The organism is Enterobacter sp. R-25, from assembly GCF_049913205.1.
Taxonomy (GTDB): domain Bacteria; phylum Pseudomonadota; class Gammaproteobacteria; order Enterobacterales; family Enterobacteriaceae; genus Enterobacter; species Enterobacter ludwigii.
The window spans coordinates 3,029,392-3,044,730 of sequence record NZ_CP183982.1 but is presented as its reverse complement, the minus strand read 5'-3'; the positions used below and the strand labels follow the sequence as shown (position 1 = coordinate 3,044,730).

The following is a 15,339-nucleotide window of genomic DNA, read 5'->3' as shown; positions in this document are numbered from 1 at the left end:
TAATTTAAAGGGTTAATGATGTTGGAGTCAGGAAAAAAATTAAAAATAGCTATATTGCTTTCCACCTATAATGGAAAGCAATATGTTGTCGAACAACTATCGTCTTTAACTAAACTTTTAGTCAATGACTATGCTATTGATATACATATTCGTGATGATGGTTCTTCAGATGAAACAATTATCTTAATTAAAGAATTTATGAAGCATAATTCAAACATTTTTCTTTATGAAGAGAAAAATGTTGGCGTAATTAATAGCTTCATTACTCTTGTTAAGAACGTTGAAGGTTATGATTTCTATGCTTTCTGTGATCAAGATGATAGTTGGGAACCACTAAAAGTAATGGCGGGAATAGTAAAGTTGCAAGAATTTGATTCTGCTATCCCAATGATATATTGCTCTGCATATGATTATGTAGATCAAGATTTAAATCATATTGGACGCTTCGTTTCTGAAAGTGACTTTACGGTTAATAATTTATTGATTGAAAATTGTGCTCCTGGCTGCACAATGATTTTTAATTCCTCGCTGCGTGATAGGTTTATAGGGATCATGTATCCTGATATTGCAAATCATGTTGTTATGCATGATTGGCTATTTTTATTAGTAGCTGCTTATCATGGTCGAATAATATATGATCGTAATTCTTACTTGTTGTATAGGCAACATGCTAATAATGTTATTGGGAAAAAAAGTGGTTTCATTTCCGTTATAAAATCTAAAATTAAGCAATTTAAACGAGAGATTAAAAGACCTCAGCATCTTCTTTATTTACAAACAAAACTACTTTCTGAAATTACATCAAGCGAACCATTGAGTGAAATTCATTGTTTAAGCCGCTCTTTTGTAAGCTCACAAACAAATTTTATGTCAAGGTTAAAATTTGCTATTAATAGTAATATTAAACGAGTAAAAAAAATCGATGATATCATTTTTAAGATTTTGTACGTTTTCGGATATTACAAATAACCTTTGGTGTAGTATGGATAATCAAAAGCAGCTTCACATAGCCTTAGTCGCAAATACTTTATGGTCTGTATATAATTTTCGGAAAGGGCTTATCAACAGCTTCATTAAGCGTGGATACAAAGTTACTATTGTTGGTCCAGTCGATGATTATGCTAAAAAATTAAAAAAATTAGGTTGTAGCGTTGTTGATGTGCATATCGCATCGCAGGGAATGAATCCGTTTGTCGATCTTAACCTTATAATGAAATTAAAAAAAATATATTCTCAAATTGATCCAGACTTTATTTTTCATTATACGATTAAACCTAACATTTACGGCTCAATTGCTGCCTGGTTGTGCAATAAAAAATCAATTGCAGTTACTACCGGGTTAGGTTTTGTTTTTAATAAAAGCTCGTTTTTTACTAAGGTCATCTCTCAGTTGTATTCCTTTTCATTTAATTTCCCCAAAGAAGTTTGGTTTTTAAATGAAGATGATAAAGCTGTTTTTATTTCTAAAAAAATTATCAAGGAATACAAGTCATATGTTTTAGATGGCGAAGGGGTAGATACACAATATTTTTCTCCTGGAAAGTTGATTAAACAACCTGATGATGGCGTCACATTTCTACTAGTAGCGCGAATGTTATGGGATAAGGGGGTAGGGATTTATGTTGAGGCTGCACGGAAGTTAAAGGTTCAATATCCTAATGCCAAATTTCAACTTCTAGGGGCATGTGATGTTGAGAACCCGAGTGCGATCTCAAAAGATGTGATTGATTCCTGGGATAAAGAAGGTGTTATAGAATATTTGGGCGTTACAAGTGACGTTCGGCAAATCGTTAGTCAAGCCGACTGCATTGTCCTGCCTTCATATTATCGCGAGGGTATACCCCGGACGTTAATGGAAGCAGCTTCGATGGCTAAACCCCTTGTAACAACGGATAATGTTGGTTGCAGGAATGTCGTTATTGATGGCGTAACTGGTTACCTGTGTCAGGTAAAAAATGTGGACAGTTTAGCTGATGCTATGCGCAATATTATTCAACTAACCCCAGAAGCCAGAAACGAAATGGGGGCTAAGGGAAGAGAATTTATGCTTCGTCGCTTCGATGAAAAAATAATCATCTCTGACTATTACAGAGCTATCCAAAAATACATTTAACTTTTTCCATAAAACATACTTTAGCTCAGCAATAGCATCTTCTTCTACCCATTCCCCCTTATCCTGAGTTAACATCACAGACACATTTCAAGCCGCACACAGTCGCGGCGACCACACCTGACAGGAGTATGTAATGTCCAAGCAACAAATCGGCGTTGTCGGTATGGCAGTGATGGGGCGCAACCTGGCGCTCAACATCGAAAGCCGTGGTTATACCGTCTCCGTTTTCAACCGCTCCCGTGATAAGACCGAAGAAGTGATTGCTGAGAACCCGGGCAAGAAACTTGTTCCTTTCTATACGGTGAAAGAGTTTGTTGAGTCCCTGGAAACGCCTCGTCGTATCCTGTTAATGGTGAAAGCGGGCGCAGGTACCGATGCTGCTATCGACTCTCTGAAACCTTTCCTCGAAAAAGGCGACATTATTATTGATGGCGGTAACACCTTCTTCCAAGACACCATTCGTCGCAACCGTGAACTGTCTGCTGAAGGTTTTAACTTCATCGGTACCGGTGTTTCCGGTGGTGAAGAGGGCGCACTGAAAGGCCCATCTATCATGCCTGGTGGTCAGAAAGAGGCGTACGAACTGGTTGCGCCAATCCTGACAAAAATCGCTGCGGTTGCGGAAGATGGCGAGCCGTGTGTGACCTATATTGGTCCAGACGGTGCAGGCCATTACGTGAAGATGGTTCACAACGGCATCGAATACGGCGACATGCAGCTCATCGCAGAAGCTTACTCCCTGCTGAAAGGCGGCCTGAACCTCTCTAACGAAGAGCTGGCTGAAACCTTTACCGAGTGGAACAAAGGTGAGCTGAACAGCTACCTGATTGACATCACCAAAGATATCTTCACCAAGAAAGATGAAGAGGGTACATACCTGGTTGATGTGATTCTGGACGAAGCTGCGAACAAAGGTACCGGTAAATGGACCAGCCAGAGCTCTCTGGATCTGGGTGAACCGCTGTCTCTGATCACCGAATCCGTATTTGCGCGTTATATCTCTTCCCTGAAAGAGCAGCGTGTTGCGGCATCCAAAGTGCTGTCTGGCCCACAGGCTAAACCCGCGGGTGACAAAGCTGAATTCGTCGAGAAAGTTCGCCGCGCTCTGTACCTGGGTAAAATCGTCTCCTACGCGCAAGGCTTCTCTCAGCTGCGTGCCGCGTCAGACGAGAACAACTGGGATCTGAACTACGGTGAGATCGCGAAGATCTTCCGCGCAGGTTGCATCATTCGTGCACAATTCCTGCAGAAAATCACCGATGCTTATGCGGAAAACGCGGGTATTGCTAACCTTCTGCTGGCGCCATACTTCAAGAAGATTGCCGACGAATACCAGCAGGCGCTGCGTGACGTTGTGGCTTACGCTGTGCAGAACGGTATTCCGGTTCCGACCTTCTCCGCAGCAGTGGCGTACTACGACAGCTACCGCGCTGCCGTTCTGCCTGCGAACCTGATTCAGGCACAGCGCGACTATTTTGGCGCGCATACCTATAAGCGTACTGATAAAGAAGGTGTATTCCATACCGAATGGATGGAATAAGTTAAATAACGCGTTGTAATTAAGGCCCGGAGCTCGTCTCCGGGTTTTTTTTACGCAAAATCTGGCTCGCGATACTCGAAGTAGTCTGAATGTCATCCTGCGAGCAGGGATTACTCCTGGTTTGCCTTGACAGTTCTGTTGGCCAGGAGGTACAAAGCCCAACAGTCAGGTTTATCGCGATGGTCAGGCGGCCATCAGTACAGTTAACTCACAGAAGTCATTAGCGAATGAAAATAACAATCTCCGGAACAGGCTATGTCGGTCTCTCAAACGGCATTCTGATTGCCCAGAACCATGAAGTGGTTGCGCTGGACATCGTACAGTCCAAAGTGGATATGCTAAATCAGAAGAAATCGCCGATTGTAGACAAAGAAATCCAGGATTACCTTTCGAACAAACGGCTGAATTTCCGTGCTACCACTGATAAAGAAGATGCTTATCGTGATGCGGACTTTGTCATCATTGCGACCCCAACAGACTACGATCCAAAAACCAACTATTTCAACACTTCGACGGTTGAAGCGGTGATCAAAGACGTTATCGCGATTAATCCGAATGCAGTGATGATCATTAAGTCGACCATTCCGGTCGGTTTCACTAAATCAATCAAAGAAGAGTTGGGTATTGATAATGTCTTCTTCTCGCCAGAGTTTCTGCGCGAGGGCAGGGCGTTATACGATAACCTGCACCCATCCCGTATCGTGATCGGTGAGCGCTCTGAGCGTGCGGAGCGTTTTGCTGCTCTCCTTCAGGAAGGCGCAATCAAGAAAGATATCCCGGTGCTGTTTACCGATTCCACTGAAGCCGAAGCGATCAAGCTGTTCGCGAATACCTACCTGGCAATGCGCGTGGCTTACTTCAACGAGCTGGACAGCTATGCCGAGAGTCTGGGCCTGAACACCCGTCAGATCATCGAAGGCGTGTGCCTCGACCCGCGTATCGGCAATCATTACAACAACCCGTCGTTTGGTTACGGCGGCTATTGCCTGCCTAAAGATACGAAACAGTTGCTGGCGAACTATCAGGCTGTGCCAAACAATTTGATTTCAGCGATTGTTGATGCAAACCGTACGCGTAAAGACTTCATTTCTGATTCCATTCTCGCGCGTCAGCCGAAAGTGGTGGGTGTATATCGCCTGATCATGAAGAGCGGTTCTGATAACTTCCGCGCCTCTTCCATTCAGGGGATCATGAAGCGTATTAAGGCCAAAGGCGTTCAGGTAATTATTTATGAGCCAGCGATGCAGGAAGATGAATTCTTCCATTCTCGTGTGATTCGTGACCTGGATGCGTTCAAGCAGGAAGCGGATGTGATTATCTCTAACCGTATGGCGGAAGAACTGGCCGACGTGGCGGATAAAGTGTATACCCGCGATCTGTTTGGTAGCGACTGAGTCTCTGCTTAAGGCGCATAAAAAAACCGGCACTTACCGGTTTTTTTGTTTTTATACTTTGTAGAAGTCGCGATACCAGTCAACGAAATTCTTCACGCCTTCTTTAACGGAGGTCTGCGGTTTGAAGCCAATAACGTCATACAGCGCTTTAGTATCTGCGCTGGTTTCCAGTACGTCACCCGGCTGGATTGGCATCATATTCTTTTCTGCCTCTATCCCGAGCGCCTCTTCAAGAGCCGTAATGTAATCCATCAGTTCAACCGGAGAGCTGTTTCCGATGTTATAGACGCGATAAGGCGCAGAGCTGGTTGCCGGTGAACCGGTTTCAACGGTCCAGTTTGCATCGGCCTGAGGGATAACATCCTGCAGACGGATAATGGATTCGGCGATATCATCAATGTAAGTGAAGTCGCGCTTCATCTTACCGTAGTTGTAGACATCAATGCTTTTGCCTTCAATCATCGCTTTGGTGAATTTAAACAGCGCCATATCCGGACGACCCCACGGACCGTACACGGTAAAGAAACGCAGGCCCGTCGTGGGCAGGTTGTACAGGTGGGAATAGGTATGCGACATCAGTTCATTGGCTTTTTTGGTCGCGGCATAAAGTGAGACAGGGTGATCGACCGAATCGTCAGTCGAAAAAGGCATCTTGCGATTCAGACCGTAAACGGAGCTGGAAGATGCATACAGAAGATGTTGTACCTTGTGATGGCGACAGCCTTCCAGCACGTTGAGGTGCCCTACCAGGTTGGCATCTGCATAGGCGTGAGGGTTTTCAAGCGAGTAGCGTACACCTGCCTGTGCGGCCAGGTGGATGACGCGATCAAATTTCTCACGGGCGAACAGTGTGGCCATGCCTTCACGGTCGGCCAGGTCCAGCTTGTGGAAGGCGAAAGTGTCAGATGTCAGCAGATCCAGACGTGCCAGCTTAAGATTGACATCATAGTAGTCATTCAGGTTATCAATACCGACGACCTGATGACCGGCATCCAGGAGCCGTTTGCTGACATTTGCGCCGATAAAGCCTGCTGCACCCGTTACCAGAAATTTCATATCTTCCCTCATAAACATGTGTTCTTACTGATGCCATCACGCATCACATTGCGTCTATCATAGCGCGGCGGATGTCAGTTACATAACCCATCTTTCCGATTTAACTCATCGGATTCTTATAGAAAAATCCGTAGCAACAGATACACTATGTGAACATGTTTATTTTTGCCCTTTTTTATCTGTTAGGGATTGTATGACGCAGAACAACAATAGTCAGGTCAGCAGAAGTAATGACCCGGAGCAAATTGATTTACTTGATTTAGTGATGCAATTGTGGCGTGGGAAATGGGTTATTGGAGCTTTTGTCGCCTTTTTTATCATACTAGCGGGCGTTTATATCACCATAGCTAAAGAAAAATGGACATCGTCCGCGATCATTGCTCAACCTGATGCCGCCCAGATTGCGACGTATACAAACGCGTTGAATATCCTTTATGGGGGCGCCTCGCCCTCGATTTTGGATATTCAGAATCGTGTAATCGGTCGTTTCAATTCATCCTTTTCAGCATTAGCGCAGGCTCTTGAAAATCAAGAAGATCCAGAAAAGCTGACTATTGAGCCTACAGTGAAGGGGCAAGGGCTGCCATTAACCGTAACCTATCAGGGTGAAACTGCCGAAGCTGCGCAAAAGCAGCTTGCACAGTATATTCAGCAGATTGATGAACAGACGGCGAAAGAACTGACGCTCGACCTAAAAGATAACATTAAGCAGCAGATCACAACCCTGAATGACTCCCTGGGGAACCAGGAGAAAGTCTCTCAGGAACAAAAAGATCTGCGCATTAAACAGATTACGGAAGCGCTGAAGAACGCAGAGGCAGCGAAAATCACCTCTCCGCAAATTCAGCAAACTCAGGACGTGACGCAGGAAACCATGTTCCTGCTGGGCAGCGAAGCGTTGAAATCGATGATTGAAAACGAAGCGTCTCGTCCGCTGGTGTTCTCAGGAGCGTACTACCAGACCAAGCAGAACTTGCTGGATATCGAAAAGCTGAACGTTAACCCTGACACTATCCACGTCTACCGTTATGTGATGAAGCCAGATTTACCGATCAAACGTGACAGTCCGAAAAAGGCCATCACTCTAATCCTTGCCGTACTCCTTGGCGGGATTATCGGTTCAGGTGTGGTGTTGGGTCGCAACGCGTTGCGGAACTACAAACCAAAAGCGTGATTCTCATCAGATAAAAAAACCGGGGACATTCCCCGGTTTTTTTATTGTCATCCCTAAACCACCTCCTGGGGAGGTGGTGATTGTTCCTGTAAGGCTCTAGCCTGAAGAATGCCCATGTCGGAATATCTTTGCTTACTCACCACAAGTAAAAGGAGACAAACCGACATGGGGCTTTACAGGAGTTCATCACATGTATATTGGCGTTGCAAATACCACATAGTCTGGACGCCGAAGTACCGTTTCAGGATCCTGAAAGATAAGCTGGGTAAAGAACTTTACAGGACAATCTACATTCTCTGCGGAATCAAAGATTGTGAGGTTCTGGAGCTAAATGTTCAGCCAGATCATGTACATCTCGTTGTCATTGTCCCACCGAAAATTTCTATATCCACTCTGATGGGGCATCTGAAAGGCCGCAGCGCTATCAGGCTCTACAATCGTTTTCCGCACATAAGAAAGAAGCTATGGGGCAATCATTTTTGGTCCCGCGGATACTTTGTAGATACGGTGGGGGTAAATGAAGAAATAATCAGACGATATGTGCGGCATCAGGAGAAAACGGAACAGACACATGAACAGCAGATGGAATTGTTAGAGTGGTTAGTGGAAAGTGATAGTAGCCCCCCTTACAGGGGGCATTCTCAAAAGCCACCTTCTAAGAAGGTGGTCTTTTACTTATGTCTCTTACGTAAATTCTCAATCACCGCCGTCAAATCCAGCTCCTGATCCTGCAGCAGTACCAGCAAGTGATACATCAAATCCGACGCCTCGTTGGTCAGCTCTTCGCGGTCATGCACGGTCGCGGCCAGTGCTGTCTCAACGCCTTCTTCCCCCACCTTTTGCGCAATACGTTTAGTCCCGCTGGCGTACAGCTTAGCCGTATACGAACTTTCAGGATCCGCCGTTTTACGCTCAGCGAGTAACTGTTCCAGTTGATACAGGAACAGCCACTGGTGGCTTGCATCTCCGAAGCAGCTGCTGGTCCCTTTGTGGCAGGTTGGGCCGATCGGATTCGCCAGTACCAGAAGCGTATCGTTATCGCAGTCCGGCGTAATGCTGACCACATTCAAGAAATGGCCAGAGGTTTCCCCTTTGGTCCACAAACGTTGTTTGGTACGCGAGAAAAAGGTGACCTTGCCGCTGTCGATGGTTTTGGTTAGTGCATCCTGGTTCATATATCCCAACATCAGCACTTCACCTGAGACGGCATGCTGTACAACCACCGGCAGTAATCCGTCAGTTTTTTCCCAGTCCAGTTGTGCCTGTTGTTGCTCTGTTAACATACCCTGATCTCCACGCCCTGGTCGGCCAGGTACGTTTTTAACTCACCAATATTAATAATCTGTTTGTGGAATACGGAGGCCGCCAGCGCGCCGTCAACGTTTGCATCGCGGAAGGCTTCCAGGAAGTGTTCCATGGTGCCTGCACCGCCGGAAGCAATCAGCGGTACGTGGCAGACCGCGCGGACTTTTTTCAGCTGCTCCAGGTCGTAACCGTTACGCACGCCGTCCTGGTTCATCATGTTCAGCACAATTTCGCCTGCGCCACGTTTCTGCACTTCCTGCACCCAGTCCAGCGTTTCCCATTGGGTTACGCGTGTCCGGCTTTCATCGCCGGTGTACTGGTTGACATGGTATTTACCCGTTGCGGCGTCATACCAGGTGTCAATCCCCACAACAATACACTGTACGCCAAAGCGATCGGCCAGACGGGTAATCAGCTCCGGGTCTGCCAAAGCAGGGGAGTTAATGGAAATCTTATCGGCACCAAAGGAGAGGATTTTTGCCGCGTCTTCCGAAGATTTAATCCCGCCTGCCACGCAGAAGGGAATATCAATCACTTCTGCCACGCGCGCCACCCAGCTTTTATCCACAACGCGGCCATCGCTGGAGGCGGTGATATCGTAAAATACCAGTTCATCTGCGCCTTCTTCAGCGTAGCGTTTTGCCAGCGGGACGATATCGCCAATGATTTCGTGATTGCGGAACTGCACGCCTTTCACTACCTGGCCGTCACGTACGTCCAGGCAAGGGATTATCCGTTTTGCCAGCATTGAATCGCCTCCGTCACAGTAAATTTACCTTCCAGCAGGGCCCGGCCCACAATCACGCCCTGTACACCCGTTCCGCGCAGCGCGGCAATATCAGCGATATCACCAATACCCCCCGATGACTGGAAGGCCACCTGCGGATAACGCGCACAGACTTCTTGGTATAAAGAAACGTTAGAGCCTGCCAGCGTGCCGTCGCGGGAGATATCGGTGCACAGCACGTGCTTCAGGCCAACGGGCAGATACCTCTCAACCAGTTCTTCCAGCGTCACCCCAGAGTTTTCCTGCCAGCCGCTGACTGCAACCTGCTTGTTACCCTGTTCGTCGATACGAACATCCAGCGCCAGCACCAGCGCGTCAGCGCCAAAGCGGCGGAACCAGGCTTTAACCTTTTCAGGATCGTTAACGGCAGTCGAGCCGACGATCACACGCGCCACGCCAGCGTCCAGCAGCGCCGCAACGTCATCTTCCGTACGCACGCCACCGCCTACCTGGACGGGCACATCCACGCCGGCCACCAGTTTTTTAAGAAGTGGGATTTGACGTTTTGTCGGATCTTTTGCGCCAGTCAAATCCACAAGGTGCAACACCTGCGCGCCCTGGGCGGCGTAATCCTGCAAACGTGGCAAGGGGTCGTTACCGTAGTCGCGTTGCTGCCCGTAATCGCCCTGATGGAGACGGACAACCGTGCCGTCGATTAAATCTAAAGCGGGAATAATCATTACATCTCCAGGAAGTTTTTCAGCAACTGTGCGCCTGCGGCACCGGAGCGTTCCGGGTGAAACTGCACGCCGAAGAAGTTATCTTTCTGCACCGCCGCGGTAAATGCTTCGCCGTAATTGCACTGGGCAATGGTGTACGGATTTACCGGCATGGCGTAGCTGTGCACGAAGTAAAAATAGGCCCCGTCTTCAATGCCGCGAAACAGTCTGTCACCGGCTTTGGCATAAACACGGTTCCAGCCCATGTGCGGCAGAGGCAGACCGTGATCGGTCATTTTCGGCACGTCTTCGTCGATAATCCCGAGCAGATCAACGCCGTTGCTCTCTTCACTGCGTCGGCCCAGCAGCTGCATGCCGAGACAAATTCCCAGCACCGGTTGAGTACAGGCTTTGATGAGACTCACCAGCTCACGCTCGTGGATCTGATCCATCGCCGCCTGCGCTGTCCCTACGCCGGGCAGAAAAAGCTTATCGGCGCGCAGTACGACGTCCGGGTCGCGACTCACGTCCGGTGCATAGCCGTGACGGGCAATTGCCGATTTTACGGAGTTCAGGTTGGCGCATCCGGTATCCAGAATCACCACATTCATTACAGCACTCCTTTCGATGAGGGCAGGGCGTCACCTTCCACACGAATCGCCTGGCGAAGGGTACGGCCAAAGGCCTTGAACAGGCTTTCCACGCGGTGGTGGTCGTTCTTGCCCTTGGTCTTGAGGTGCAACGTCAGGCCCATGGTGTAGGACAATGAACGGAAGAAGTGTTCAACCATTTCGGTGCTGAGGTCGCCCACGCGCTGGTAGGTGAAATCCGCTTTGTATTCCAGGTGTGGGCGCCCGGAGATATCCATTGCGCAGCGCGCCAGGCACTCGTCCATCGGCAGCACAAAACCAAAACGGTTGATGCCGCGTTTGTCGCCGAGTGCCAGCTTCAGCGCTTCACCCAGCGCCAGGCCGGTATCTTCCACGGTGTGGTGATCGTCGATATACAAATCGCCTTTCACGGCGATCTCCATGCGGAAACCACCATGGGTCGCGATCTGGTCCAGCATATGGTCAAAGAAACCCACACCGGTGTGGATCTTGCTGCCGCCTTCACGATCCAACCAGACCTTAACGTCGATTTGCGTCTCTTTGGTGTTGCGCTCAACGTGCGAGTAGCGGTCACGCTGGGTCAACTGCTCACCAATTTTTGCCCAGTTAAGGGTGGAACGGTCATAGCGCAGCCCGGAGATACCCATGTTCTCCGCCAGTGTAATATCGGTCATGCGATCGCCAATGACATAGCTATTGGCTTTATCCAGCACGTCATCCGTCAGGTAGCGTTCGACCAGCTTTACCTTCGGCTTGCGGCAGTCACATTCATCGGCAGGCAGGTGTGGGCAGATCAGCACCTCATCAAATTCAACGCCCTGAGAGGTCAGCACCTGCATCATCAGGTTATGTGGGCCGTCAAAATCCGCCTGCGGGAAACTGTCGGTACCCAGCCCGTCCTGGTTAGTGATCATCACCAGCTTATAGCCGGCTTTCTGCAGCTTGAGCAGCACCGGGATTACATCGGGTTCAAAAGCCAGTTTGTCGAAACGATCGACCTGAAAATCGGTTGGCGGCTCCGAAATAAGGGTACCGTCACGATCGATAAAGAGGGTCTTCTGGCTCATACTTTCTCCGCTTTCAGGGCGTCAATCACGCGCTGACTCTCTGCACGGGTGCCTACGGTAATACGCAAACAGCCGCTTAAGGATGGTTGTTTATTTTGGTCTCGTAAGATAATGCCCTGATCCCATAAAGATTTAAATACGGCACTCGACGCGGTAAAGCGTACCAGGATGTAGTTGGTTTCAGAGTCGAATACCTGCTCCACGCAGGGAATATCTTTCAGGGCAGTGACCAGATACTGCCGTTCTTCAAGAATTTGTGCCACGCGTTCGCGCATTGCCTTGATCCCCTGAGGGGCCAAAGCCTGCGCCGCAATGTCGGCAACCGGCGTAGAGAGTGGATATGGCGCAATCACTTTCATCAGCAGGTCGATGACTTCTTTATTGGCCAGCGTAAAGCCGCAGCGCAGGCCAGCGAGAGCGAAAGCTTTTGACAGCGTACGCAGTACAACCAGGTGCGGGTACTCCTCGAGCCAGCCAGCCAGCGTCGCCTGCGGGCAGAACTCAATATAGGCTTCGTCAGCCACCACCAGCGCTTTACCGCGCGTCATCTCCAGCAGGGTTCGAATGTCCTGCGGGTTGATAATCTGCCCGGTCGGGTTATTTGGACTGCAGACGAACACCACCTTCACGCCGTCAAGATTATCGGCAATCCCCTGCAGATTGAGCTGCCAGTCTTCCAGCGAAAGCACGTTACGGCACGCCACGCCAAAGGTTTCTGCGCTGACGCTGTACATTCCGTAGGTTGGCTGGCAGTACATAACAGCATCTTTGCCCGGTTCGCAGAAGGCTCGGATCAGCAGTTCAATGCCTTCATCTGCACCCCGGCTGACCAGCACCTGCTCAGGCTTTACGCCTGCGTACCGGGCGTAATTTTCGATAACCGCTTTCGGCTGGCATTCCGGATAGCGGTTCAGTGTTTGCTGCGACAGCTCGAACTGTACGGCCGTCGGGTATTCGTTGGCGTTCAGCCAGACATCACCGTTGCCACCCAGACGACGAGCAGACTGATAAGGCGTCAGGCGACGGACATTTTCGCGGGCTAATTCTTCAATGCTCATGCTTGCTCCTTCAGGGCTGCAACGCGCAGCGTAACGGCGTTTTTGTGGGCGGTCAGACGTTCGGCGGCGGCCAGGGTCTCAATGGTGGAGGCCAGAGAGGCAAACCCCTCGCGGGACAGCTCCTGTACGGTCATGCGTTTCTGGAAATCCGCCAGCCCGAGGCTCGAACAGGTTGATGTATAGCCGTAGGTTGGCAGAACGTGGTTGGTGCCGGAAGCGTAATCGCCGGCGGATTCCGGTGACCAGTCGCCAAGGAAGACCGAACCTGCGCTGGTAATGCTGTCAACCAGATCGCGCGCATTGCGGGTCTGGATAATCAGGTGTTCCGGGCCGTACTGGTTGGAGATGGCAATGCACTGCGCCAGATCGCGCGCCACAATCAGGCGGCTTGCTGAGAGTGCCTGGCGTGCCGTGTCGGCGCGCGGCAGGTCGGCAAGCTGACGTTCAACGGCTTCACCCACGCGTCTTGCCATATCCGCATCCGGCGTCAGCAAAATAACCTGTGAGTCCGGGCCATGTTCTGCCTGGGATAACAGATCGGAGGCGACGAAGTCCGGCGTTGCACCGCTGTCGGCAATCACCAGCACCTCAGAAGGACCGGCAGGCATATCAATCGCGGCACCGTCCAGACGCTGGCTGACCTGACGCTTTGCTTCGGTCACATACGCGTTGCCCGGGCCAAAAATTTTATCTACTTTAGGAATGGATTCGGTACCAAACGCCAGCGCGGAAATTGCCTGTGCACCACCCACTTTATACACCGCCTGTACGCCACACAGTTTTGCCGCATAGAGAATTTCATCGGCAATCGGAGGCGGCGAGCACAGTACAACTTTCTGACAACCGGCGATGCGTGCCGGGGTTGCCAGCATTAATACGGTAGAGAACAGCGGGGCGGAACCGCCGGGGATGTAAAGCCCCACCGACGCTACCGGACGCGTGACCTGCTGGCAGCGTACGCCGGGCACGGTTTCCACATCGACCGCCTGTAATATCTGCGCGGTGTGGAAGCTATCAATGTTTTTCACCGCGACGGCCATCGCCTGTTTGATCTCGTCACCGAGGCGGTTTTCCGCGTCCGTGATTTCCTGTTCAGTTACCTTTAAAGCGCCAACCTCGGTTTTATCAAACTTTGCGCTGTATTCCCGCAGCGCATCGTCGCCACGGGCTTTGACGTTATCAAGGATCTCGGCCACGGTGCGGGTAATGCTTTCTGAGGCGGAAATCGCCGGACGCATCAGCAGCGCGCGCTGTTGTTCTTGCGAACAATCGTTCCAGTTGATAATTGTGTTAAAGCTCATGGCCATCACTCCATCATCTTCTCAATTGGCAGCACCAGAATTGAGCTTGCGCCCAGCGCTTTCAGTTTTTCCATGGTTTCCCAGAACAGGGTTTCGCTACTGACCATGTGCATGGCGACGCGCTGCTGGTCACCGGCCAGAGGCAGGATGGTCGGGCGCTCTGCGCCTGGCAGCAGGGCAATGACCTCATCAAGACGTTCGGTTGGCGCGTGCATCATGATGTATTTCGATTCACGGGCCTGAATCACGCCCTGAATACGGGTCAGCAGTTTGTCGATCAACTGCTGTTTCGCTTCGGCCATTTCGCCGTCGCGCTGGATAAGGCACGCTTTGGAGCGGTAAATCACTTCCACTTCGCGCAGACCGTTCGCTTCCAGCGTGGCGCCCGTAGAGACGAGGTCACAGATGGCGTCAGCCAGACCCGCGCGCGGCGCCACCTCAACAGAGCCGTTCAGCAGACAGGATTTAAACTGTACGCCTTTCTGATCTAGGTAACGTTTTAACAGGTGAGGGTAGGAGGTGGCGATACGTTTGCCGTTCAGCGCGGCCGGGCCGTCCCAGGCTTCATCGACAGGCGTGGCCAGCGACAGGCGGCAGCCGCCGAAGTCCAGACGACGCAGGGTAAAATAGCGTGGATCTTCACCCTGAGCACGGCGGGTCAGGAGCTCTTCTTCCAGCACGTTTTCACCGATGATGCCGAGGTCAACAACGCCATCCATCACAAGGCCGGGAATATCGTCATCACGCACGCGCAGAATGTCGATGGGCATATTTTCAGCCAGGGCAATCAGGCGCTGGGTGTGCAGGTTGATTTTAATCCCGCAGCGGGCGAGCAGTTCGCGTGAATCATCACTCAAACGGCCTGATTTTTGAATAGCTATGCGTAAACGTGAGTTATCTAACATTCTGTTTTCCTCGTTGACCTGTTTTAACCTGTCTGAATTTGGTCCAAAAAAAAGCCCCCGGAAGAAGATCTTCCGGGGGCTTTTTCATGCGTTCATGCACCACTGGAAGATCCAAACGTCTTCCAGCACACATCGCCTGAAAGACTAGTCAGGATGATGGTGATGATGGTGGTGTTTAAATTGAACGCGTGTCATAAAATTCTCGATGAATGCTTATTCATTTGATGTCTTTTAACCTAAACCAGTTGTATGACTGATTGCAAGGGCTTTTTTTGATCATTAATTCATTTCATATTGACGCTATGAATTGTGTGTTCTGTCGGGCTGGCGTAGCCTTAAGAAAGACGAGTAAAAGTCAGGAGAATTCGC

At 49.9% G+C, this 15,339-nt stretch carries 15 protein-coding genes, 1 pseudogene and 1 other annotated feature; of the genes and pseudogenes, 6 read left to right on the top strand and 10 right to left on the bottom strand.

Annotated features, from left to right (window positions below; genetic code table 11):
* Positions 1–15: 15 nt before the first annotated feature.
* The 4 genes from ACN9MQ_RS14620 to ugd all read left to right on the top strand — a co-directional run bounded on the left by ACN9MQ_RS14620 (position 16) and on the right by ugd (position 5,047).
* Positions 16–969 carry a glycosyltransferase gene (locus ACN9MQ_RS14620; RefSeq protein WP_270306995.1) on the top strand — a complete coding sequence of 318 codons (954 nt, stop codon included), beginning with the start codon at positions 16–18 and terminating at the stop codon, positions 967–969.
* Between the two features lie 13 nt (positions 970–982).
* Positions 983–2,113: a glycosyltransferase family 4 protein gene (locus ACN9MQ_RS14615; RefSeq protein ID WP_047742843.1), complete on the top strand. Its 1,131-nt coding sequence runs from the start codon at positions 983–985 to the stop codon at positions 2,111–2,113.
* A 133-nt stretch (positions 2,114–2,246) separates the two neighbouring features.
* Positions 2,247–3,653 (top strand): NADP-dependent phosphogluconate dehydrogenase, encoded by a 1,407-nt coding sequence (gene gndA, locus ACN9MQ_RS14610; protein WP_426021393.1) that lies wholly within the window; start codon positions 2,247–2,249, stop codon positions 3,651–3,653.
* Between the two features lie 227 nt (positions 3,654–3,880).
* Positions 3,881–5,047 carry a UDP-glucose 6-dehydrogenase gene (gene ugd / locus ACN9MQ_RS14605; protein ID WP_426021394.1) on the top strand — a complete coding sequence of 389 codons (1,167 nt, stop codon included), beginning with the start codon at positions 3,881–3,883 and terminating at the stop codon, positions 5,045–5,047.
* A gap of 51 nt (positions 5,048–5,098) precedes the next feature.
* Here ugd and ACN9MQ_RS14600 read toward each other — a convergent pair whose 3' ends face one another.
* Positions 5,099–6,103: an NAD-dependent epimerase gene (locus tag ACN9MQ_RS14600; RefSeq protein ID WP_426021395.1), complete on the bottom strand. Its 1,005-nt coding sequence runs from the start codon at positions 6,101–6,103 to the stop codon at positions 5,099–5,101.
* Positions 6,104–6,296: 193 nt separating this feature from the next.
* Here ACN9MQ_RS14600 and wzzB point away from each other — a divergent pair, with 193 nt between their 5' ends.
* Complete coding sequence (gene wzzB / locus ACN9MQ_RS14595) at positions 6,297–7,277, top strand: LPS O-antigen chain length determinant protein WzzB (RefSeq protein WP_047742841.1); 981 nt, start codon at positions 6,297–6,299, stop codon at positions 7,275–7,277.
* A 165-nt stretch (positions 7,278–7,442) separates the two neighbouring features.
* A pseudogene (gene tnpA / locus ACN9MQ_RS14590) lies at positions 7,443–7,868 on the top strand (IS200/IS605 family transposase); the annotation flags it as partial.
* 80 nt (positions 7,869–7,948) lie between these two features.
* On the opposite strand, the gene hisIE reads toward tnpA, so the two are convergent.
* The 9 genes from hisIE to hisL form a co-directional block, all read right to left on the bottom strand.
* Positions 7,949–8,560, bottom strand: coding sequence for a bifunctional phosphoribosyl-AMP cyclohydrolase/phosphoribosyl-ATP diphosphatase HisIE (gene hisIE, locus ACN9MQ_RS14585; RefSeq protein WP_014170795.1), 612 nt, complete (start codon positions 8,558–8,560; stop codon positions 7,949–7,951).
* Positions 8,554–9,330, bottom strand: coding sequence for an imidazole glycerol phosphate synthase subunit HisF (hisF, locus tag ACN9MQ_RS14580; protein WP_426020950.1), 777 nt, complete (start codon positions 9,328–9,330; stop codon positions 8,554–8,556). The genes hisIE and hisF overlap by 7 nt, the downstream gene beginning before the upstream one ends.
* Entirely contained in the window at positions 9,312–10,049 is a 738-nt protein-coding gene (gene hisA, locus ACN9MQ_RS14575) for a 1-(5-phosphoribosyl)-5-[(5-phosphoribosylamino)methylideneamino]imidazole-4-carboxamide isomerase (protein ID WP_426262644.1), read from the bottom strand. Before hisA ends, hisF begins: the two co-directional genes overlap by 19 nt.
* On the bottom strand, positions 10,049–10,639 hold the full coding sequence (gene hisH / locus ACN9MQ_RS14570) for an imidazole glycerol phosphate synthase subunit HisH (protein WP_020883288.1): 591 nt from the start codon (positions 10,637–10,639) through the stop codon (positions 10,049–10,051). Before hisH ends, hisA begins: the two co-directional genes overlap by 1 nt.
* The gene (gene hisB / locus ACN9MQ_RS14565; protein WP_040017933.1) at positions 10,639–11,706 is read right to left on the bottom strand and encodes a bifunctional histidinol-phosphatase/imidazoleglycerol-phosphate dehydratase HisB; all 1,068 of its coding nucleotides are present in this window, start codon (positions 11,704–11,706) and stop codon (positions 10,639–10,641) included. Before hisB ends, hisH begins: the two co-directional genes overlap by 1 nt.
* Positions 11,703–12,764, bottom strand: coding sequence for a histidinol-phosphate transaminase (hisC, locus tag ACN9MQ_RS14560; protein WP_426262643.1), 1,062 nt, complete (start codon positions 12,762–12,764; stop codon positions 11,703–11,705). Before hisC ends, hisB begins: the two co-directional genes overlap by 4 nt.
* Complete coding sequence (gene hisD / locus ACN9MQ_RS14555; RefSeq protein WP_426020951.1) at positions 12,761–14,065, bottom strand: histidinol dehydrogenase; 1,305 nt, start codon at positions 14,063–14,065, stop codon at positions 12,761–12,763. The genes hisC and hisD overlap by 4 nt, the downstream gene beginning before the upstream one ends.
* Before the next feature lie 5 nt (positions 14,066–14,070).
* Positions 14,071–14,970, bottom strand: a complete 900-nt coding sequence (gene hisG / locus ACN9MQ_RS14550) for an ATP phosphoribosyltransferase (protein ID WP_032623983.1) — start codon at positions 14,968–14,970, stop codon at positions 14,071–14,073.
* Positions 14,971–15,015: 45 nt separating this feature from the next.
* Positions 15,016–15,139, bottom strand: a sequence feature (His leader region).
* Positions 15,115–15,165 carry a his operon leader peptide gene (gene hisL / locus ACN9MQ_RS14545; protein ID WP_001364200.1) on the bottom strand — a complete coding sequence of 17 codons (51 nt, stop codon included), beginning with the start codon at positions 15,163–15,165 and terminating at the stop codon, positions 15,115–15,117. (Overlaps the previous feature by 25 nt.)
* Between the last annotated feature and the right edge of the window lie 174 nt (positions 15,166–15,339).

Coding starts and splice junctions, on each gene's coding strand:
- ACN9MQ_RS14620 (WP_270306995.1), top strand. CDS start 16: ATGATGTTGGAGTCAGGAAAAAAATTAAAAATAGCTATATTGCTTTCC.
- ACN9MQ_RS14615 (WP_047742843.1), top strand. CDS start 983: ATGGATAATCAAAAGCAGCTTCACATAGCCTTAGTCGCAAATACTTTA.
- gndA (WP_426021393.1), top strand. CDS start 2,247: ATGTCCAAGCAACAAATCGGCGTTGTCGGTATGGCAGTGATGGGGCGC.
- ugd (WP_426021394.1), top strand. CDS start 3,881: ATGAAAATAACAATCTCCGGAACAGGCTATGTCGGTCTCTCAAACGGC.
- ACN9MQ_RS14600 (WP_426021395.1), bottom strand. CDS start 6,103: ATGAAATTTCTGGTAACGGGTGCAGCAGGCTTTATCGGCGCAAATGTC.
- wzzB (WP_047742841.1), top strand. CDS start 6,297: ATGACGCAGAACAACAATAGTCAGGTCAGCAGAAGTAATGACCCGGAG.
- hisIE (WP_014170795.1), bottom strand. CDS start 8,560: ATGTTAACAGAGCAACAACAGGCACAACTGGACTGGGAAAAAACTGAC.
- hisF (WP_426020950.1), bottom strand. CDS start 9,330: ATGCTGGCAAAACGGATAATCCCTTGCCTGGACGTACGTGACGGCCAG.
- hisA (WP_426262644.1), bottom strand. CDS start 10,049: ATGATTATTCCCGCTTTAGATTTAATCGACGGCACGGTTGTCCGTCTC.
- hisH (WP_020883288.1), bottom strand. CDS start 10,639: ATGAATGTGGTGATTCTGGATACCGGATGCGCCAACCTGAACTCCGTA.
- hisB (WP_040017933.1), bottom strand. CDS start 11,706: ATGAGCCAGAAGACCCTCTTTATCGATCGTGACGGTACCCTTATTTCG.
- hisC (WP_426262643.1), bottom strand. CDS start 12,764: ATGAGCATTGAAGAATTAGCCCGCGAAAATGTCCGTCGCCTGACGCCT.
- hisD (WP_426020951.1), bottom strand. CDS start 14,065: ATGAGCTTTAACACAATTATCAACTGGAACGATTGTTCGCAAGAACAA.
- hisG (WP_032623983.1), bottom strand. CDS start 14,970: ATGTTAGATAACTCACGTTTACGCATAGCTATTCAAAAATCAGGCCGT.